Below are 21130 nucleotides of genomic sequence, written 5' to 3'. Positions count from 1 at the left end.
TGAATTAACGCTGTGCCTCAAGGCAGACAGACACGGATTCCGCATAGCGTAGCGCGTGAGGCTTGTCTATTTCCACCTGCGCCCACTGAACGGCTTCATGCTCCATAACTATGCTGAGCACTTCGTGGGTCAGACGCTCCAGAAGCGCAAACCGATTGCCATCTACGTGGCGGATAATCTGTTTGGTGATTGTGCGGTAGTTGAGTGCTGCCGTGATTTCGTTCCGGCTGATTGCTTCCGCTGCATCGTAGGTCAGGCAGATGTTGATGATTACGTCCTGCTGATTGTTTATTTCTTCTTCCTTGATGCCGATATACGCCCGCAGCAGCAGATCCTTGATCTGTACTCTTGCCTGGTGGTTGCTGAGAACTTCTGTCATACCGCCTCCATCTGAACCGCAGGAATTAACGGTTACTGCTGATCAGATTAAAAAATTCTGTGCGCGTCGCCTGGGATTTGCGGAACTGCCCCAGCATCATTGAGGTTTTCATCTTCGAGTTCTGCTTCTCCACCCCGCGCATCATCATGCACATATGCTGTGCTTCGATCACCACGGCAACGCCTTTGGCGTTGGTGACGCTTTCGACTGCTTCGGCGATCTGGCGGGTCAGGTTTTCCTGGATCTGCAGACGACGGGCATACATGTCGACGATGCGTGCAAACTTGGACAGACCCAGAACTCGCCCCTGGGGCATGTAGGCGATGTGACATTTGCCGATAAAGGGCAGTATATGATGCTCGCACATGCTGTAGAGCTCGATGTCCTGAACTACAACCATTTCGTCCATTGCGGACTCAAAGACCGCATTGTTGACGAGGTCGTCAAGATCCTGCTGGTAGCCACGGGTAAGAAATTGCATGGCTTTGGCAGCCCGCATGGGGGTGTCCTGCAGACCTTCACGGTTGGTGTCTTCACCCAGTCCGTTGATGATGGCGCGGTAGTTGCCCGCGAGGTCGTCAAGGAGTTTGGTCATAGTCTTTTCCGGCTCTCTATGGTTAGGTTTTGGTTCAGAGTACGGCAAGGGTAAGGTACAAGGGGCAAAGCTTAAGTGAATTTGCCCGGCATCTCTACGATTTACGATAGTACGCCCATAAAAGACCAGTCATGGTTGGTCGTTGATTGCCACTTCGTTAAAATCCGTGTTTCATCTGCTTACTGTTCATTCCGATCTCCGACGGGAAACCCCATATGACTGCCATCCATATCCGCGCGCCTGCGCTCACTATCCGCGCCGGCCGCCGAACCATGCAGCGGTTGCAGGAAAAACCGCTGACACCGGATGATGTGCACGTTATACCGGGAGCGGCCGGTGGCCCCAAGGCCCTCGGTTTAAGCGGTCTGGATAAAGCCATTTTTGGTGACTGGCTGCTGCAGGCTGAGCAGGAGCGCTCCCTGATTGGCTCGTCCATCGGCAGTTGGAGGTTTGCCGCCATTGCATCTTCGGATAACCCCCGGGCTCAGCTTACCCGGCTGGCGGAACTTTATACCACTCAGCGCTTTTCAAAAGGCGTCAGTGCTGCGGAGGTCTCTCGCCAGAGCATTCTTTTTCTCCAGGAACTGATCGGGGGCAGGGAAGATTACATCCTTGAGCACCCCTGGTACCGCCTGAACATAGTGGTGGTTCGCACTTTCGGAATGCTTGAGCCCGAATCCAGAGCACGCCTGGGTCTGGGGCTGATGAGTGCCATAAGCGCGAACATGGTTGGCCGGCGTCACCTTGGGCGCTTTATGGAGCGCGCTATTCTTCACGATGCCCGGCTAAAAGCTCCGCTGTCGCCCCTGAAGGACTTTCTCAGCCATGAAGTCCCTCTGACCCGTGATAATCTCCAGCCCGCTCTGCTGGCTTCAGCATCCATTCCGATGGTTATGTCCGGCGTTCGGGATATTCCGGGGGCCCCAAGTGGCGTATACCGGGATGGAGGCCTTCTGGATTACCATCTGGACTTGCCCTATGAACAGCCGGGCGTGGTTCTGTATCCACACTTTACTGATCGCGTGGTACCTGGCTGGTTCGACAAAACGATGCCCTGGCGGCGAGGTGATGCAGCCCGTTTGCAGGATGTTCTGCTGGTGGCGCCTTCCCTGGACTATCTGGAACGCCTGCCTGACGGCAAACTCCCGGATCGTAAAGACTTTGAGACCTATGCCGGTAATGACAGCGGCCGGGAGCGCTCATGGCGGAAGGCCATTGCAGAGAGTGAGCGTATGGGCGACGAGTTTCTTGAATTGCTGGAAACGGGTCGTCTGGCTGATGTACTCCAGCCTTTATGACAGCCGGGGCTCTGCCCTCAGGCAGTGCTCCGGGCTGAGAAGATGCCAGCGGCGCCATAGACAACAAGAAAGGAGACAAAGGCTGTTACCACGACAGATGGACCTGCAGGTGTATCCATGTGCCAGGATAAAGTCAGCCCTCCGCCTACTGCAAGAAAACCGAATACGATTGCCAGTGTAGCCATCTGCTCCGGGGTGCTCGCCAGTCTGCGCGCCGTTGCTGCAGGGATGATCAGCAGAGCGGTAATCAGTAAGACACCTACCATCTTCATGGCAACTGCGATCACCAGTGCAAACATCAGCATCAATAGCATGCGCAGACGCTCAACCTGAACGCCCTCAACTCGCGCCAGTTCCTCGTGAATTGTACTCATCAGCAAACCACGCCAAAGCACAACCAGAAGCGTCAGGATCAGAGCCGTGCCGCCATAGATCCACAGCAAATCGTTGCGGGTCATGGCCAGCAGATCACCAAACAGCAGACCGGTGAGGTCAACCCGGACCTCAGGCATAAAACTGAGAGCTACTAACCCGATAGCCAAAGCACTGTGAGCAAGAATGCCCAGAAGGGTGTCGGTGGCGAGTGTTTTGTTGTGGGAAAATGACATCAGGGCAATGGCGAGAACGACACTGGTAATGATAACCCCGATATTGAGCGGGACATTGATCAGAAAGCTAAGAGCAATTCCCAGCAGCGCGGAATGGGCCAGAGTATCACCGAAATACGCCATCCGCCGCCATACCACGAAACAGCCCAAAGGGCCGGCGACCAGCGCTACACCCAGACCTCCGATAAGAGCCCGCCAGAAGAAATCATTCAGCACGGTATCAATGATGTTCATGCTGACACCCTTCATGACTGTGTTCCCGGGCCGGGACCTGCCGGGAATTGTCGCTACCAACTACGTCGCCATGGAGGTCATGACTGTGGTTGTGATGATGGTGGTACACCGCCAGAGATTCGGCCACTGGCCTGCCAAAAGTTTCGATAAACGCCGGATCATGCGAAACGTCTGCCGGGTGCCCACTGCAGCATACGTGCTGGTTCAGGCAGATAACCTTGTCAGTGGCAGCCATGACCAGGTGCAAATCGTGGGAGATCATGATAACGCCACAGTTCAGCTCATCTCTTAACTGACGGATCAGGTCGTAAAGTGCAGCCTGACCGTTGATATCAACACCTTGTGCGGGCTCGTCGAGGACCAGAAGGTCCGGTTTCCGGACCAGTGCACGTGCCAGCAGCAAGCGTTGCTGTTCTCCTCCCGACAGGTGATGTACGGAAGCATTAAGCAGATGGCTGACTCCGGTTCTTGCCAATGCAGACTCGCAATCTGCCAGAGACCTGCCACTGAGCAGCATAAAGCGTTTAACGGTGAGAGGCAGCGTCGGTTCCAGGCTAAGGTGCTGGGGCACATAACCTGTCACCAGGCCTTTTGAGAGTGTGATATGACCACTGGTTACCGGCTGTATACCCAAAATGGCTTTGATCAGAGTGGTTTTGCCCGCACCGTTGGGTCCGATAATCGTGATGATGTCGCCACGGTGGAGCGACAGGTTTACCCGGTCGACAACCGGTCGTTCGCCAAACCGGACAGTAAGATTATCAATGGCGACCAGGGTTTCATTCATGGTGTTTTTCCGCCTGACAGCGGGGGCAGAGGCCCGATACTTCAAGAGTTACCTTTTCGGTACGGAATGCTTCGGCATCCGCTGCATTATGTATCGCCTTGGATACAGAGGCGTCTGTCAATTCAAGAACATTGTCGCAGACACGACAGATAAGAAACATGCTTGTGTGCTGTTCGCCCGCGTGGACGCAGCCGGTAAATGCATTAAGCGAAGCTATGCGGTGTACCAGGCCATGCTGCTGCAGAAAATCCAGAGCCCTGTAGACAGTCGGTGGCGCGGCGCTATGGCCTTCGGAAGTAAGTTCTGCGAGCACATCGTAGGCCCCGAGGGGCTTGTGGGATTGCCAGATCAGCTCCAGCACCCGCTCACGGGTGGGCGTCAGGCGAACGTTTTGCTGCTGACAGATCGCCCTGGCATCGGCCAGGGCGTGACTGACACAGGCATCGTGGTTATGAGGGCGGTATGGGAGTGCACGGGCGGACATGGTCGGAATCCTGCTAAGTTTGCAACATTATAACATTTGCAAGGATCTTCCTGCCACGGGGCAGGTGAATCACCGGAGTGTCGGCCGTCTGGTGGTTTCAGATACTACTTTTACACCAGCGATTCATTGGCAAGAGATTCAAGGTAATCCAGATCAGGAATCCAGGCGGCTTCACCGTCAACATCAATCTGCATAAGATCGGCCGGGCCTTTTTCGCCATCCAGGGGTTTGATCTGGTCTTCGTTAATACGAACCTGACTGGGAATGCCCTGGGTAATCAGGGCTATGAAACGGAGCTTTTCGCTGCTGTCGCTGATCGTGTTCAGCACAATAATCCGGCCGCGGTTTTCACCAGGCACTGTCAGAGTTCCGCCGTTGGCAGCATCGTAGGAGATAACCGGCAGATTTAACCCGCGCCACTCCAGCCGGCCAGCCAGCCAGTCCGGCGCACCAACGCCAGCGTCAGTGCTGGCGTAGTCCACCACCTCGGCAATGGATACGTTGGGCAGAATAAGCTGCCGCCTGCTTACGGGGATCATAACGCAGGAGAGGGTCTGGCTGTTGTCTTTCATTGCTTGTGTCCTCAGACGGTATCCCGTTTCTGCCTGCCTTTAAGCAGACAGGATTTTTCAATAGTTTTGACCAGTTCCTGAGCCAGTTGCTCGGGGGTGCCGCAAAAACTGGAACAGCCCGTAGCGGCTACGGAATCGGGCATTGAGCTGTTGCCGCAACTGGAACTCTCCTGAACCCAGATCTGGCTGCCATAGGCCTTGAGTAATGGAGCTGCTGTTGTGCCGTCGTTACCCATGCCGGAAAACAAAATGGCATGGCAGTGGGCGCCATAATGATCTGCTGTGTTCAGCAACACCTGGTCAATGGACGGGCCATAAGGCCCAGGCCAGGGGGTGTCCAGTTTTGTGAGTACCCCGGTGTTCTCAAATTTCCATTCGTGTTCTACCGGTATCAGAACTACGTCGCCGTTTTTTACCCGATAATTTTCTTCGGCATGCCGCAGCTTGTAATGGGCATGACGGCCAAGTACCCGGGTAAGTACCTCAGTAAAATGACCATCAATATGCTGGGCGTAGATAAAACCCACGGGCAAGCCCGGGGGCAGGTTGTCCAGAAATGCCTTCACCGCTGCGGGCCCGCCCAGAGATGCGCAGAGTACCCAGACATCCTCTGCTACAGAACCAGGTACTGCGGGCTTCAGCCATTGGGGGAGCCCGGCTGCCCCTTCGCTTCTCGAAGAGTGTTGCGCAAGCTCTTCAAGGCTGTCTTCCGGGCCAGGTTGAGGAAATTCCCCCAGCTCCTGCTCCAGTTTGCTCAGCAGTCTGCGTTCCCAGCGGAAATAATCCGTACTGCCCGATGCCGGGGCCTGATCCAACCCGAACAGAACAGGCGCCTCCGTATTCTCCAGCAGATAGTCGAACAGAGTCGGATGGTCCGCTTCATCTTCCAGGGTGACCAGCCATAAACCTGCATCCGGAAACCCGGATTGTCCCTGAAGCCTTTCGGGATCCCCGGAGAAGCAGACTTCAAGGCCGAATCTTGCAGTTGCTGTCTGCAGGCGATGCCGCTGCAGAGCAATATCTGACACAATTCCGACCCGAGCCCGACCGTTAGGGCCGGCCATCACTGCTTGCCGGTCAGCCGTTCAATTGTTTTCAGCAATTCTGTCTCCTGGAACGGTTTGCCGAGGTATTCATTAACGCCAATAGCCAATGCTCTCTCACGGTGTTTCTCACCGGTCCGTGATGTGATCATGCAGATCGGCATATCGCGCAGAGTGTCGTCGTGCCGCACAAAGCTGGCCACTTCAAAGCCATCCATGCGTGGCATCTCGATGTCCAGCAACATGATATCCGGCTTCTGATCCTGCAGTTGCGCGACTGCATCCAGGCCATCTTTGGCGGTGATTACTTCCATGCCATTGCGTTCCAGCAGGCGGGAAGTAACCTTCCTGACGGTAACGGAATCGTCCACCACCATGACAACGGTAGCGCGTTCTTCGTAGCGAGCAGATTCCCGTGTCTTCTCCAGATCGGCGAGGCGCTCACGTTCAGACAATATGTCGGAACGGATCATGGCAGGCAGATCGAGGATTACCACCACATTACCATCACCAAGAATTGTCGCTCCGGATACACCGCGAACGGTACTGAACTGTGGGCCAAGGGATTTAACAACAATTTCCCGGCTGCCCATCAGGTTATCAACCTGCAAAGCCATGGGTTGATCGGCGCCACGAACCAGAATGACTGGCAATGGCAGAGCCTGGCCCTGAAGTTTGGGTTGATGGTCACTGTTCAGCAGGCTGCCAAGATATTGCAGGCGATACTCCTGACCTGCGTATTCGTATAGCGGCGCATCCGGCTTGTAGTACTCCTCAAGCTCATAGGTGCTGACCCGGACGATACCTTCAATGGTATTCAGAGGAATGGCATAGAAGTCCTCGCCCGTGGATACCATCAGTGCCCGGTTTACCGAAACAGTAAACGGCAACCGTACGGTGAACATGGTGCCCCGGCCAAGCTGCGATTCGATGTCCAGACTGCCGCCAAGCTGTTTGATTTCGCTGGCCACCACATCCATACCAACGCCGCGACCTGAAATCTGGGTAACCTGTTGCGCGGTTGAGAACCCTGGCTGAAGAATAAACTGGAGAATTTCCCGTTCAGAAAGCTCCTCGTCCTTCTGTAACAGACCCTGCTGAATCGCCTTGTTCCTGATGACCTCAGAGGGAATGCCGGCACCATCGTCCATCATCCGGAGAACCACATCGCCACCTTCACGGACAAGCGAAAGGGTAATTTCACCGGCTTCGGACTTACCTTTTTTCAGGCGTTCGGCCGGGCTTTCGATACCGTGATCGACGGCATTACGCAGCATGTGTTCCAGTGGCGCGATCATGCGCTCCAGAATGGTGCGATCCATTTCGCCTTCGGCGTTGCGTACGTCAAACTCTACTTTCTTGCCTAACTCGCCACTGATCTGGCGAACAATCCGGCGCAAACGCGGCACCATGGAGGAGAACGGAATCATTCGGGTCTTCATCAGACCTTCCTGAAGTTCCGTGTTGATGCGGGATTGCTGCACCAACAGGGTTTCCGTATCCCTGACCCGGTCAGACAGAGTTTCACGCAAATCTGCAAGATCCGAAGAGGATTCTGTCAAAGCCCTGGATAGCTGCTGAATGGATGAGTAGCGATCCATTTCCAGCGGGTCGAAGGTGTCGCCATAATCCGGCCCGTGCTCTTTTTCGGCACTGAACAGGATCTGTGTTTCAGTTTCGATTTCCATCCGGCGCAGCTGTTCACGTAATCGCTCGATGGTTGCGGCCATTTCCTCCAGGGTGTGGCCGAAGTCACTGCTTTGCTGTTCCAGTCGGCCGCGGGTAATACTGGTCTCACCCGCGAGATTGACCAGGTCATCCAGCAGAGGAGCGGATACCCGGATGGTTTCCTGTGCCGGAGTCCGGTGTATGTCTGCACCTTTGTTCCGGGCTTTTGCCGGCGTTTTCGTTTTTACAGGTTTGGCTGCAGGCTCTACCGGGACGACGGCTTTGGCCGGCTCTTCGGATATTTCTGGCTGCGCCTGCTGCTCCGTCGCTGGCGTAACCTCGCTCAACGCTTCTGGCTGTGCCTCACTGGATTTGAAACCTGCACCTACTTCTGCAACCAGTGCAATGATGCCGTCGTGGTGTTCGGTGATGGACTGCCACTGTTTGTCATCCGGTGCCTTTCCTCCCAGTTCGAGCAGGAGGGTTTCAAAACCATGAGCCCTATCACCCAGTGCCGAGAGCTGAGATAAACGGGCACCGCCTTTGAGCGTATGTAAAGCGCGCTGAGCTTCCTGATTGAAGTGGTTGTTGGCCGGATCTTTGCGCCAGTCATCAAGAAGTTGTTCCAGCTGATCCATGATTTCGCCGGCTTCTTCCAGGAATATTTCCAGAATTTCCGGGTCGACCACTTCCTCGTCTGCTTTCGCAGTCGGCCTTTGCAGAAGCTCTCCGTTATGGCTATCGGACTCTTGTGCGCTGTTGAAGGCGACAAGAAGTTCCGGGTCTGCCGCGGGATCACCACCTTGCTCCAGCGTACCGAGCATCAATGTCAGGTCCGCAAGGCCGCGGTCGCTCAGCGCCAGCAAAAGCTTCTGGTTGGCGGGGTTGGATATCAGCGCGTCGAGCGCACCCGACCAGGCTTCAGCGAGATCTGCAATAGGGTCGAGATCGGACAACCTTGCGCCACCCTTGAGTGCATACAGTTCCTGCTGTAACTGTGCGACACCATCCATCGCTTGTGGGTCTTCGCGCCACTGGTCCAGACATTCGCTGATAGCAGCACGGATCTCGTGGCCTTCGTCCAGGAAGATGCTGATCAGCTCGTCGCCACTGTCTTCTTCCAGGGTGACTTCCGGAAGCGGTACGGCAATATCTGCTTCTGCTTCTGCTTCTGCTTTTTCTGTTGCTGATTCTTCTGCGACCTGCTGTATTGATTCGCCGCGGAGAATCGCTTCAACCTGGGCCACCAGATCCTTGGCGGGAGGGCAGGGTTTTTGGGTGGCAACCTGTTCCACCATCTGGGCCAGCCGATCGTGGCAGGCAAACAGCAGTTCGTTCATTGCACTGCTGGCTTCCAGATGGCGCTCAGCCACTTTTTCGAAAAGGTCTTCAAGTACGTGAGTCAGATCGCCAATAGCATCGACTCCGGCCATCCGCGCACCACCTTTGAGGGTGTGTACGTCCCGCTGAAGCTCGGCAGCAATAGAATGATTGGACGGATCTTCACTCCAGGTGTGCAGGGCACTGCCTGTTGAGTTGATCAGGTCGTAGGCTTCTTCGAGGAAGATGCCGGTCAGCTCGGGGTCCATGTGCGACAGGTAGGTTGCCTGTTCGCTATCTCCTGAGTCGGCAACTTCTTCAATTTCCCCGGCTTCCTCAAGCTCCGGAATGGGGAGTGGAGTCTCGTCGGATACCGCCTCATCTTGCTCTTCCGGTACATCAACATCCGTGACCGGTCGCGAGCCGCTGGTGTTGTCCATGTAAGTGCGGATTTCGCTGATCAGATCCGGAGCCGGTCGTGGAAGCTCTTTCGCTTCCATGTTTTCTACCATGCCGGCCAAGCGGTCATGACAGCGGAACAGCAGGTCTGACAGCTCATCGCTTACCGATAACCGCTGTTCGGTCAGTCCTTCAAACAGGTTTTCAAGCTCGTGAGAGAGGTCGCCGACCGACGGAATATCTGCCAGACGAGCACCACCTTTCAACGTGTGCAGATCCCGCTGGAGCAGGCGAAGGATATCCAGGTTGTCGGTTGCAATGCTCCAGCTCTGTAGAGCTTCAGCGGTGCTGTCGATGAGATCGCGTGCTTCATCGAGGAATATCTCTGCAAGCTCTTCATCAAGCTCGTCATCTGATGTTTCTGGCAAAGGCAGGTCGGAGGGCGACTGCGGGCTGGCGTCGATATCTTTGGTATCGACTGCATCCAGTTCATCCATGTCAAAGCTGAGATCTATTTCCTCCAGGTCTTCGGTAAACACCTGATCGAAATCACTGGAGCCCTGAGGTTCCCGTCTGGCGATGGACTGAGCGAGTGCTTCGAGCTCGGCAACCAGCGCGTCGCCGGATGTTATCGCCAGCCCTGCTGCAACCTGATCCATCATATTGATCAGGTGCTCATGGCCGCTACGAACGGTCGGGAAGAACTGCTCATCCGGTGCTTCATTACCGGCGATAGTTGCTTCGTAGACTTCCTGCAAGGCTTCCGCCAGCGCGGCAACCTCTGGCAGGCCTGCATCAGCTGCAGCATTGGTAAGGCGCGCCAGTTCAGCGTTGAGCCGGTTGAGGGCGGTAGTATCCTGCGGATTATCTGACAACTGGTCGAGAATACGGTCCGCATCCAGAACAACGTCCAGGCCTTCGTTAAGGAATAACTGTACCAGCTGGGATGCTGCTGGCTGCTCTCCGTCAAGGCTTGGCGTTTCACTATATGTGCGTAGCCTGTTGTTGGAAATCAGTTCCAGCTCTTCCAGGAATGCCTCGGTGCCTGGCAGGGGAGCCTGGGGCTCTTTACGAATCTGCGCCAGCCCCTGTGTCAGGAAGCCGCAGGCACGCTCAATCAGCGACAGTACATCTCTATCTGCACGCAAATTCTGGCTGCGGGATTCTTTGATGAAGTGTTCCAGCGGTGCGATAACCGCTGCAATGGGTGCAATTCCGGCGGTGTGGGCACTGCCTTTAAGAGTATGAAGAGCCCGGGAAAGTCCATCGGTGTAGGACGCGCAGACTTTGTCGCCGGCTGACTCCAGAAACTCCTTCAGGGTCTGCAGATGGGTTTCTGTTTCGCTCTCGAATATATCGAGAAGTACCGGATCAACGCCGCCGTCATCAGTCTCGGACAGTTCAGCTGTGCCGATAGCGGGCACAGTCTCGGCTTCGGCGGATGGCATGGAGTTTGTGTCAGGAATTTCGCCATTGGACAGCGCAGTGGCACGTGCCTGAAGACCAGTGGGGTCAACCGAAGGCGGTTGTTTGCGTTCAAAGTCACTTACCAGTGTCGGAAGGATGCCGGTGACATCATCCAACAGGTTAGCTATATCGTCGTTCATGAAAATGCTGCCGTCGATCACACGGTTCAGCATGTTCTCTACAGACCAGGCCAGTTCACCGACTACCAGTGCACCGACCATGCGGCCGCTACCCTTAAGGGTATGGAATGCGCGGCGTACTTCAGACAGGGCGCTGCGATCGTCGTGCTGGCGAAGGAGCATCGGCAGGTATTCGCGAATAGTATCCAGTACTTCACCAGCTTCCTCGATGAAAATTTCGAGGATTTCGTCGTCAATCAGATCGTCTTGCTGGTCATCGCTGGTTTCTACTTCCGGTACCGGGATTTCCTCGGGTTCAGGTTCGCTGACCGCATCCACGGGCGCAGCAGTTTCTTCGTCTTCGCTGCGGCGGGTGGTTGCCATGGACTCTGCGCGGTTTGTCAGCTCGGCGATGTCACCCGAAACCTGCCCTTCACGGAACTCCTGAATCAGTGAAGGAATGCGGGCGTTGACCTCGTCTATCAGAGTGAACAGTTCGTCGTTCGGTTTGATGCTCTGGTCGATAACCCGGTTCAGCAGATCTTCCACGGACCAGGCCAGTTCGCCCAGGCTGTTTGCACCTACCAGACGCCCGCTGCCTTTGAGCGTATGGAAGGCCCGGCGGACTTCTGTCAATGCCTGCCGGTCTTCGTGATTCTGGCGCAGACGGGGATAGAATTCTTCGATGGTCTGCAGAACTTCTTCGGCTTCTTCAACGAAGATACCAAGAATCTCGTCGTCCAGAAGATCCTCATCTGAAGTTTTGACTTCTGTCTGCTCTACAACCTGTGCGCCATCAGCGGCAGGTTTTTTGTCCCAGGTGGGTTCTTTGCCTACCGGGAAGCCGAGGCTGGCGAGACTATCTTCAGCGATTCGCAGAATGTCTTCGTTGTCACTGATGCCCTCATCCAGGCGTTCCAGATAGTACTCAATACTGGTGACTGCGTCGGCCAGGGTATCCAGCTGCTTCCAGTCAGGTACGTGTTTGTCGCTGAGCAGAACATCCGAAATATAGCGCTCAGCGGAGGCGAGCATACTGGCCACGCGTTCCAGCGGCACCAGGCTCAGCCCGCCGCGAATGCTGTGAATCAGACCAGGGACATGTTCGATTTCACGGGTATCCCACTGAGAGGCGATAAAGTTAATTACAGCCGACTTCACCTGCTCAAGAGTGTTACGCGACTCTCGGAGAAGCGCACTGCTGGCTTCTCCGAGTTCAAGGGAGCCCTTGTTTACAGGCAGGTTGTCGCTGCTGGCTCCGGAGCGTTCCTGCTGCCGGTCATTGTCCAGACTTGCGAGACTGGCCTCTACATAAAGCAGGGCGCCAGCGATGTCCATCAGAGTGCCGTCATCGACCAGATTGCTCTGGGCGCTGAGTTTCTCGATAAGTTCGACCTGCTCAGTAATAACTTTCCGTGGAATTCCGAGGCCCAGTACGGCAAGCGTATTACCAACCTGCACCAGTGCAGGCAGAAGGTCTTCAAGTTCGTTGTTTTGCCGTACTTCCGAACGGACAAACAGGTCGAGCTGATCTTTCAGTTTGGCAAGCTCTTCGTTGAGAGCGCTGACAACCGAGTGGATAGCTTCACGGCCGGGGCCGGAAACCCGGTTTCTGGCAGCATCTACGTCATCCTCGGATGGCAGGGCCTGCTCGAGTTGATAACGGCTGCGCAGTTCGCGGACTTTTTCAGAATCCAGATCGTGGGCTCGCGCCACGTAATAAAGCAGATGCTTCAGCAGAGCGTCAGGTGCTGGCTGCGCGAGAATATTCCCGTGTTCATCTATGAGGCGGCGGATCTCGCCGTCGAGATCCCGCAGCAGGGACTTAACCGCTGCGTTGACAGGGTTGGCTCTGGCCTCCAGTGTTTCCACGAAGGCCGCTGCGGCTTTCCAGAGTTCTCCGCGAGGCGTTTGCTGACAAAGGCGAACCAGGCGGTGAATGACTTTCTGCAGGTAAGCAAACTGTGCGTTGAGATCTTCTTCGCGAACAATACCTGCCAGAGCAAACTGGTACATCTGACGCAACTTGCGGATATGGCCAAGGACTGTCGGGTCCTGCAGACGTTGGGAAACGCTGCCTGCAACCTGCATACGCGATGGACCCAGATCCGGTTTGAACAGGGACGTGTCCGAGAGCAGGGGCTCGCCCCGGGCTGCACGAAGATCATTCAGCAATGGGAGCAGCACCATGGGAAAATCATCCTGGCTGCTATCCAGGTGCTCCAGGTACTGAGGTAGCTGCAGAATTGACTGCATGAGGACGTTAACGGCTTCGTCCACGCTGTTGACGCTGTTGTTCAACACAGCCTGGGTGAGCTTTTCCATCTCTTCGGTCAGCAGCGCTGCGCCGTAAAGCTCAACCATCTTCAGAGTGCCATGCACCTGATGGAGATAATTCAGGCAGAAGCGCAGGCGAGCCGTGTCGTCACGATTTTCGACATATGCCTCCAACGCATGCTGACTCTGAGTCAGCGTGTCCTGTATCTCACCCCGAACCCAGTCGAGGGCGATGCTGTCATGGTGGTTGCCCATAACCTCTCCGGTTATTCTTCGTCAGTCTGGCGCTTTATCCACGCCAGTACATGTTCCGAGGGTACTCTTTGCAGGCCTGGGGGCTGCCAGTCGGTCAGCTCTCCCTGGCCCAGAACCAGTAATCCCCCGGGCGCCAGCCGCTCTGCGAGTCGCTTGACAATTTCCCGTCGGCGCCAGCGACGGAAATAAATCAGCAGATTCTGGCAGAAAATAATGTTCATCCCGTGCATGGGTGCTTTATCCAGATCCAACACATTCAGTCTGGTAAAACACACCCGTTCCCGGATGCTATCGATAATTTCAACGGTATTCCGCTCGGCCGGGCGGAAATACCGGGCTTGTATACTTTCATCCATGCCCTGTAATTTGCGGGCATTAAACTGGCCAGTCCGGGCCCTCTCGACAACCGGCGAACTGATATCCGAACCGGTCACGCCATACAAGGGCTGCAGTGCCAACTGGCGCATACAGTCATTCAACACCATGGCAAGCGTATAAGGCTCTTCCCCGGTGGAGCATCCGACACTCCAGGCCTCAAGAGCATGTTTTCGAAGGTGCTCTCTGGGCCGTGTCAGAACATAATCAGCGACCAGTCTGAAGGCATCAGGATCCCGGAAAAACCGGGTTTCCTGTACCGTCAGCCGGTCAACCAGTGTTGACCACTCCTGTATGGCATCCGGCCCCAGGACAATCGTTTCGTAGTAGTCCTGATAGCTTCTACAGCCTATTTCCCGCATCCGGATAGACAGATTGGTTTCCAGAAACGAGCGGCGCTCTACAGGTAGTGTCATACCCGTGCGGTGTTCGAGCAGTACCTGCCACTGATGGAACTGCGCCTCATCCATATCAGGAAGTCGGCGCAGCAACCAGCTGCTTCCGGCAGGTGACGGGGTGTTATGAAGCTCAGACATAAACCGCCATTAGCCTCTGGCTGCCTGTCAGCCCACCACCGGAACGTTACTGTCTTCCTCTTCTTCGTGATCGGCCAGGTCTTCGTCAGGCAATGTGAAACCGGCAACGGAGGACCGTAGCTCGGACGCCATTTCTGCCAGATTCCCGATAGACTTCGCGGTTGCGTTTGTACCGGACGATGTCTGGGAAGTGATTTCCTGGATAACGTTCATCGTGTTCGAGATGTGTGCTGCAGAGGATGACTGCTGGCGTGCGGCATTGGAGATGTTCTGAATCAACTCCGCAAGACTCATGGATACGTTCTCGATTTCCTCGAGAGCAATACCCGCATCCTGTGCCAGACGTGCACCGCGAACTACCTCGGCCGTGGTGTGTTCCATCGAAATAACAGCTTCGTTGGTATCGGACTGGATCGTCTTAACCAGTGCTTCGATCTGCTTGGTTGCTGCTGAGGAACGTTCCGCAAGGCGCTGAACCTCGTCCGCAACCACCGCGAAGCCCCGGCCCGCGTCACCGGCCATAGAGGCCTGGATTGCAGCGTTAAGGGAGAGGATGTTGGTCTGGTCGGCAATGTCGTTGATCAGGGATACAATGTCACCGATTTCCTGGGAAGATTCACCCAGACGTTTGATCCGCTTCGATGTTTCCTGAATCTGCTCACGGATATTGTCCATGCCGCGGATAGTATTCTGTACCACTTCAGCGCCTTTCTTGGCGATGGCAACCGAGCGCTCCGCAACCGCAGAAGATTCCGCAGCGTTGGACGATACCTGGTCGATGGATACAGCCATTTCGTTAACCGCTGCAGAAGCGCCGGCAATTTCCTGGGCCTGGTGCTCGGAAGCATCTGCCAGGTGCATGGCGGTAGACTGGGTTTCCTGTGCCGCCGAGGCTACACGTACTGCTGTACCACGAATGGCCTGTACCAGTCCGCGCATCTGGTCGATCGCGTAGTTGATGGAGTCAGCGATGGCACCGGTGAAGTCCTCGGTTACCGTGGCTTCTGCGGTAAGGTCACCGTCGGCCAGGTCAGCCAGTTCGTCCAGCAGTCGCAGGATCGCGTTCTGGTTCTGCTCATTCTGTTCCTGGGTAGTTGCAAGGCGGCCCTGGGCTTCCCGATACAGGGCGAGACCGATAAACACAACCATGGCAACCATGGCGGCCAGGATAATGAAGGCCAGAGTCGGGCTGACAACACGTGAATCGCCCGCACCACGCAGGCTTTCGGCCAGAACTGAGAGTTCCGAGAGCAGAATCTCGGAGTTCTGGAAGATATCACTGGCTGCAGTACGTACCTTGAAGAGGTCGGGAGATGCTTCGAGGATAGCGTCTACGTTCTGGGAAACGAATTCGAACAATTCATCAACGGCTTCCAGGCCGTAGATGGCATCTTCGTCGTTTACCTGGGAGATGCCCATGGCCTGATTGCCGTTAAGCTGGCCTTCAAGTACCCGGCCAAAAAGGCTGGCGTCCCGACCAAACCGGTCGGCAGCAATAACGGCATCTTCGTCACCGGACAGTACGTTGTTTACCGAGCGGACAATCCGCTCTGCCAGTAGCGACTGACGTTGTGCCAGTGCGATCTGTTCAGCCGGAGCGTCATTGTCCAGAAGAATCTGAACGATGTCGTCGTATTCAACCTGGAGCTGAGGGATAGTTTCGTTCAGCGTGCGCGCTACTTCGTGCAGGCCGAGTACGGCGTCCTGGGTGGTCAGAATGCTGTCAGCGTTCTCACGTACCATGTTCCAATGCTGCTGGACGCCGCTGTCGCGGGCCAGTTCACTAGGTGGCAGGCCGGTTGCCGGGTTGCCTTCAGTCACGTTGGCCCAGAGTTGTTGAAATTCATCACGGGAGCGTCGTAACTGGTCGAATGCCTCGGCGGTACCGCCAGCGGCCTCTGTCGCGTTTTTCGCGATCTCCTGTGAAAGTACCCTGAGTTCTGCGGCGTTGGCTATGTATTCCTGGTCGTTCTGGCTGTCATTGTTAACTATAAACAGGACCACAACGAGCAGGACAGTCAGTGCGATCAGCGAGGCAATCAGGCCGGCAACGAGTTTGTTGCCTCCCTGGCCCATACCGATTCTTCCGGCTCTGTTTTTCATTTTCTGGCTCCCGGCCTCTTCAAGAATTTGGCAAATGTTTTTAATCAAGCTTCAGGCAGTCAGGGTGTTTGTCCTGCCACGGTCATCACCCTTACCACTGCGCGACGTCGAGAAAGCGCTCGTCTTCGAGCAAGTCGATGGCGGAAAACACCCTCCAGACTTCTTCGTTTCGTTCATACCCGCCTGCGACAAACGGTTGAACGTTTTCAGGCACACCAGTTGGTGCTGCCTTGAAACTGTCGGTTGCAAAGTACTGCATACCAAGCACGGTATCGACGACCAGACCACTGAAAAGATCACCGTGCTCAATCACAAGCACCCGCCGTTCACGCTGGCTGCGAGACGATCGGGGGATATCAAAAAATCCGGCAAGATCTACCAGAGGAAGAAGGCGCCCGCGCACGTTGGCAGCACCCATAAGAAATGGGCGTACTCCCGGAATGTGCGTGAATCGGGGGACATGCAGTATTTCTGTGACCTCGCCCATGGGAGCGACATAGCGTTCACCGGCCAGAACAAAACCGATGCCGTTCCACAGTTCTACGGCTTCCTGTTGTTCGGGCAAACCCGCAGCCTTGGACCGGCTGCGCTGGGCGATATCCGTCAGAACTGCAAAAGGGGCGACCTGGGCGGACATACTTACTCCACGGTTAGGGATCAGACAATCAGACTGTTGATTGTCTTGATCAGGTCGTCTTCTTTAACCGGTTTGACCAGGTACCCTTTGGCGCCCTGGCGGGTGCCCCACACACGGTCGGTTTCCTGATCCTTTGTGGTGACAATGATTACAGGAATGGATGCCGTTTCCGGTGCACGGGTCAACTGGCGGGTTGCCTGAAATCCATTGAGGCCAGGCATAACCACATCCATAAGCACCAGGTCCGGAGTTTCGGCACGCGCTTTGGCAACACCATCGGCGCCATTATCGGCGGTAAGCACTTGGTGGTTGTGCTTTTCCAGGATGGTGGAGATTTTCTTAACCTCTGTAGGAGAGTCGTCAACAATCAGAATGCGAGCCATGGGTTCCTCGATGGTTCTTGTGTCAGCAGGTTTACTGTGGCGTCACGGGAATATAGTGACGAATCGTATTTAGCAGCTCATCTTTGCTGAATGGTTTCGTCAAGTACTGGTCAGAGCCAACGATGCGGCCCTTCGCTTTATCGAAGAGCCCGTCTTTACTGGACAGCATGATGACCGGCGTCTTTTTGAAAGAGGAATTATTCTTGATGAGCGCGCAGGTCTGATAGCCATCCAGGCGGGGCATCATGATATCCACAAAAATGATATCCGGCTGTGAGTCGGCAATTTTGGCCAGAGCATCAAAACCGTCTGTCGCGGTGATAACCTCACAACCGACCTTTTTCAGGAGAGTTTCTGCGGTGCGACGGATGGTTTTGCTGTCGTCGATCACCATGATCTTCAAGTTCTCGAAGTTGTCATCCATTATCCAGGTGCCTTGCGCTCAGCGACTGTCATTGTTTTCAAACGAAGGTTTTTAGCACAAACCCAAAGGTTGTTCTAGAAACCCCGCTCATTTATAGATTATCGATGGCTCGATAAAAAGTATTACTTTGTGACCAAATGTACTTCTGCCTGAAACATCACGTAATTGACCAAGGATTTCTCCGGATGCAATCACGGCTCGGGTACAATACCATCTGGTTTCTCAGCATAGCACTTAATGTCCGGTTCACTCTGCAGACCGGTTCGTGTTTTTAACCCTTCAATGCGCCAGAGAGGCATTATGACAGTTCGACTCGGGATCGTGATGGATCCGATTGAGGATATCCATTTCAAAAAAGACAGTTCACTGGCGATGCTGTTAGCGGCTCAGAACCGTGGCTGGGAAATTGAATACATGGAGTTGCCGGATCTTTATCTGGATGGCGGCAGGGCCATGGCTCACACGCGCAGCCTGACAGTCCATATGGATCCTGAGAACTGGTACAGTTTTGGCCCGGACAGGGATCGTGCCCTGGGCGACCTGGATGTGATTCTTATGCGCAAGGATCCTCCTGTTGATCGCGAGTTCCTGATGGCTACCTATATTCTTGAATCTGCAGAACAGCAGGGTGCTCTGGTGGTTAACCCGGCAGCGACTTTGCGGGACTGTAATGAAAAGCTGTTTGCAACGCAGTTTGAAGATCTGACGCCGCCTTTGCTGGTAAGCCGGTCTTCGAAGCGCTTCCGGGAGTTTTACGCCCTGCATGGCGACATTATTATGAAGCCAGTGGATGGTATGGGTGGCCACTCCATTTTCCGCGTCAAGGAAAATGATTTCAATCTGGGAGTGATTATCGAAACCCTGACCAACTACGGCGCTCATCAGGCCATGGCTCAGAAATTCATTCCGGAAATCAGCAATGGCGATAAACGTATTCTGATGATCAATGGCGAACCAGTACCTTATTCGCTTGCACGAATTCCCTCGCAAGGTGAAAATCGCGGCAATCTGGCTGCTGGTGGCCGGGGCGAGGGCCGGGAGCTCACCGCCCGTGATCGCGAAATCTGTGCGCGGGTTGCTCCGGTGATCAAAGAAAAAGGTCTGATGTTTGTAGGCCTGGATGTGATCGGCGATTATCTCACTGAAATCAACGTGACCAGCCCGACCTGTATCCGGGAGCTGGATGATGCTTTCGGAACGGACATTGCAGGTATGCTGATGGATGCCGTCGAGAAACGTCTTAAGCAAGGCTGACGGGGAAATCATGGATCAGGGCAAACGACAGGAACGGACTCAGTAATGGCAGTGCAGGTAAGCGATTTTGACAGGTTTTCCTTTACGCTGTTCATGGCGCTGGTGGTGCATGCGGTTGTGGTGCTGGGGATTACCTTTGCGCCGGAATCTCCGCGATCTTCCGCTCAGACTATGGAAATCACCCTGTCGCAGTTTGATGACGAGCAGGCACCTGAGAAGGCAGATTTTCTGGCTCAGACCAATCAGCAGGGCAGTGGTACCGAGGAAGATGCCCTGGAGATGACGACCCCGCAGCCCTCAGAGGTCAGTCAGGCAGAGGTGGCTCAGGTGCAGCCCGAGCCACAGTCGCAAACCGAGCCGGTGCTCCGCCAGGCCCGGACTGTTGTGCAGACAGAAAGTCAGTCCACCCACCAGGTTCAGGAGCCGGAGCAGCTTGCCAGGCCGGAAGACGAGCCTTTGCCTGTCAGGGAGAAGAAAAGCCTGATGGAGCGAAGTCTGGAGATTGCCAGCCTTGAGGCCCGGTTTGATGCCCAGCAGCAGGCTTACGCCCGGAAACCCCGGGTAATGCGGGTAACCGCTGCTTCCACGCTTAAGTCAACCAATGCCTGGTACGTGCAGAACTGGGTCAGCAAAGTGACCCGGGTCGGGAATATCAACTATCCCACCGAAGCCCGCCGTGCCGGAGTTTATGGCACCTTGCGACTGCTGGTCTCCATGCAGAAGGATGGCACAATCAAAGAGGTGGCGATTCTGCAGTCGTCCGGAAGCACTCTGCTTGATGATGCCGCTATTCGCATAGTCAGGATGGCCGCGCCGTTTGCGCCGTTTCCGGAAGAGATGCGTAATGAGGTGGATGAACTGGAAATCATACGTACCTGGTCCTTTCAGCAGCGGGGTCTGACATCCGGATGATGGCCTCAAAACATTCTCCCCAAAGCCTCCGGCATCACTTTTTGGTGGCCTCTCCATACCTGGAGGATCCGCGTTTCCATGGTGCAGTGATATATATCTGCGAACACTCCAGTGATGGGGCTCTGGGCCTGATGATTAACCAGCCTCTGGATATCCATTTGGGGGAAATTCTGGAGCAGCTTGATCTTCAGGGTGGGGAGCTTGATCTGCCGGTATTCAGTGGTGGTCCGGTTGAGACGGAGCGTGGCTTTGTTCTGCATTCGCCGGGGGATGCCAGCTGGCAGAATACTGCACAAATCTCAGACGACGTTATGCTCACGACCTCCCGCGACATACTTGCCGGCATCGGGCACAACGAAGGCCCCGACGCATTTTTGATGGCGCTGGGTTATTCCGGTTGGGGTGAGGGGCAACTGGAAGAGGAGCTGGGAAGCAATGCCTGGCTCACCTGTCCTGCAACTACAGATATCCTGTTCCGAACGCCCTGGGCTGAGCGCTATAGTGCCGTTCTCAGACTGATCGGGGTTGACCTGAACCAGCTCAGCGAGACGGTGGGGCATGCCTGAAGCCGGTCGCCGCAGTGTTATGGCTTTTGATTTCGGGCTGCGTCGTATCGGTGTAGCTACGGGGCAGGAGATGCTGGGCACAGGCCAGCCTCTTGCCATGATTGGTGCTGACAATGGCACGCCGGACTGGAGTCAGCTTGAAAAACTGCTGGCAGAGTGGCAGCCGGATATTGTTCTGGTAGGTCTTCCCCTGAACATGGACGACAGCGAAAATGACATGTGTGGCCGCGCGCGAAAATTCGGAAAACGTTTGCATGGCCGCTTTCATGTTGCGGTAGAAATGGTGGACGAGCGCCTGACAAGCTATGAGGCCAAAGGCCAGGTAATGGCTGCTGGAGGTAGCCGGGACTATGGCCGGCACGGAGTAGATGATCGTGCAGCGGTGCTGATACTGGAAACCTGGTGTCGGCTGCAAGCAGAATAGAGAAGCGAGGA

Annotated in this window: 18 protein-coding genes; 5 read left to right on the top strand and 13 right to left on the bottom strand. The window is 55.2% G+C overall.

All coding sequences use genetic code 11. The features are described 5' to 3' along the window. Positions 1 to 4 precede the first annotated feature (4 nt). Together folX and folE are read right to left on the bottom strand one after the other, a co-directional pair. Complete coding sequence (gene folX, locus CPA50_RS10465; RefSeq protein WP_096782475.1) at positions 5 to 379, bottom strand: dihydroneopterin triphosphate 2'-epimerase; 375 nt, start codon at positions 377 to 379, stop codon at positions 5 to 7. Between the two features lie 25 nt (positions 380 to 404). Continuing rightward, positions 405 to 974 carry a GTP cyclohydrolase I FolE gene (gene folE / locus CPA50_RS10460; protein WP_096782474.1) on the bottom strand — a complete coding sequence of 190 codons (570 nt, stop codon included), beginning with the start codon at positions 972 to 974 and terminating at the stop codon, positions 405 to 407. 215 nt (positions 975 to 1189) lie between these two features. Between folE and CPA50_RS10455 the strand changes: the two genes are divergently transcribed. Further along, a complete protein-coding gene (locus tag CPA50_RS10455) occupies positions 1190 to 2272 on the top strand; it encodes a patatin-like phospholipase family protein (RefSeq protein WP_096782473.1) in 1083 nt (360 codons plus the stop codon). A gap of 17 nt (positions 2273 to 2289) precedes the next feature. Here the strand turns inward: CPA50_RS10455 and znuB are convergent, their stop codons facing one another. The 11 genes from znuB to pilG form a co-directional block, all read right to left on the bottom strand. Beyond that, positions 2290 to 3114 (bottom strand): zinc ABC transporter permease subunit ZnuB, encoded by an 825-nt coding sequence (gene znuB, locus CPA50_RS10450; RefSeq protein WP_096782948.1) that lies wholly within the window; start codon positions 3112 to 3114, stop codon positions 2290 to 2292. Further along, complete coding sequence (znuC, locus tag CPA50_RS10445; RefSeq protein WP_096782472.1) at positions 3101 to 3901, bottom strand: zinc ABC transporter ATP-binding protein ZnuC; 801 nt, start codon at positions 3899 to 3901, stop codon at positions 3101 to 3103. The genes znuB and znuC overlap by 14 nt, the downstream gene beginning before the upstream one ends. Then, positions 3894 to 4385, bottom strand: a complete 492-nt coding sequence (locus tag CPA50_RS10440; RefSeq protein WP_096782471.1) for a Fur family transcriptional regulator — start codon at positions 4383 to 4385, stop codon at positions 3894 to 3896. Before CPA50_RS10440 ends, znuC begins: the two co-directional genes overlap by 8 nt. Positions 4386 to 4495: 110 nt before the next feature. Then, a complete protein-coding gene (locus tag CPA50_RS10435; RefSeq protein ID WP_096782470.1) occupies positions 4496 to 4957 on the bottom strand; it encodes a chemotaxis protein CheW in 462 nt (153 codons plus the stop codon). 11 nt (positions 4958 to 4968) lie between these two features. After that, a complete protein-coding gene (locus CPA50_RS10430) occupies positions 4969 to 6021 on the bottom strand; it encodes a chemotaxis protein CheB (RefSeq protein ID WP_096782469.1) in 1053 nt (350 codons plus the stop codon). Then, positions 6021 to 13505 (bottom strand): Hpt domain-containing protein, encoded by a 7485-nt coding sequence (locus CPA50_RS10425; RefSeq protein ID WP_096782468.1) that lies wholly within the window; start codon positions 13503 to 13505, stop codon positions 6021 to 6023. Before CPA50_RS10425 ends, CPA50_RS10430 begins: the two co-directional genes overlap by 1 nt. 11 nt (positions 13506 to 13516) lie before the next feature. Beyond that, positions 13517 to 14416, bottom strand: a complete 900-nt coding sequence (locus CPA50_RS10420; protein ID WP_096782467.1) for a CheR family methyltransferase — start codon at positions 14414 to 14416, stop codon at positions 13517 to 13519. A gap of 27 nt (positions 14417 to 14443) precedes the next feature. Beyond that, positions 14444 to 16519, bottom strand: a complete 2076-nt coding sequence (locus CPA50_RS10415; RefSeq protein WP_179397206.1) for a methyl-accepting chemotaxis protein — start codon at positions 16517 to 16519, stop codon at positions 14444 to 14446. 91 nt (positions 16520 to 16610) lie between these two features. Continuing rightward, complete coding sequence (locus CPA50_RS10410; RefSeq protein WP_096782465.1) at positions 16611 to 17156, bottom strand: chemotaxis protein CheW; 546 nt, start codon at positions 17154 to 17156, stop codon at positions 16611 to 16613. A 20-nt stretch (positions 17157 to 17176) separates the two neighbouring features. Beyond that, the gene (gene pilH / locus CPA50_RS10405) at positions 17177 to 17539 is read right to left on the bottom strand and encodes a twitching motility response regulator PilH (RefSeq protein ID WP_096782464.1); all 363 of its coding nucleotides are present in this window, start codon (positions 17537 to 17539) and stop codon (positions 17177 to 17179) included. Positions 17540 to 17570: 31 nt separating this feature from the next. Further along, positions 17571 to 17963 (bottom strand): twitching motility response regulator PilG, encoded by a 393-nt coding sequence (pilG, locus tag CPA50_RS10400; RefSeq protein WP_071268417.1) that lies wholly within the window; start codon positions 17961 to 17963, stop codon positions 17571 to 17573. Between the two features lie 300 nt (positions 17964 to 18263). Between pilG and gshB the strand changes: the two genes are divergently transcribed. From gshB to ruvX, 4 genes are read left to right on the top strand one after another with little or no spacing between them, the layout of a single operon-like run. Next, on the top strand, positions 18264 to 19217 hold the full coding sequence (gshB, locus tag CPA50_RS10395; protein ID WP_096782463.1) for a glutathione synthase: 954 nt from the start codon (positions 18264 to 18266) through the stop codon (positions 19215 to 19217). 45 nt (positions 19218 to 19262) lie between these two features. Then, positions 19263 to 20129, top strand: a complete 867-nt coding sequence (locus CPA50_RS10390; RefSeq protein WP_096782462.1) for an energy transducer TonB — start codon at positions 19263 to 19265, stop codon at positions 20127 to 20129. Further along, entirely contained in the window at positions 20126 to 20695 is a 570-nt protein-coding gene (locus tag CPA50_RS10385) for a YqgE/AlgH family protein (RefSeq protein ID WP_096782461.1), read from the top strand. The genes CPA50_RS10390 and CPA50_RS10385 overlap by 4 nt, the downstream gene beginning before the upstream one ends. Beyond that, entirely contained in the window at positions 20688 to 21119 is a 432-nt protein-coding gene (ruvX, locus tag CPA50_RS10380) for a Holliday junction resolvase RuvX (protein WP_096782460.1), read from the top strand. The genes CPA50_RS10385 and ruvX overlap by 8 nt, the downstream gene beginning before the upstream one ends. Positions 21120 to 21130 lie beyond the last annotated feature (11 nt).

Source organism: Marinobacter sp. ANT_B65, assembly GCF_002407605.1.
Classification (GTDB): Bacteria; Pseudomonadota; Gammaproteobacteria; order Pseudomonadales; family Oleiphilaceae; genus Marinobacter.
This window is presented reverse-complemented; position numbering and strand designations above follow the sequence as displayed.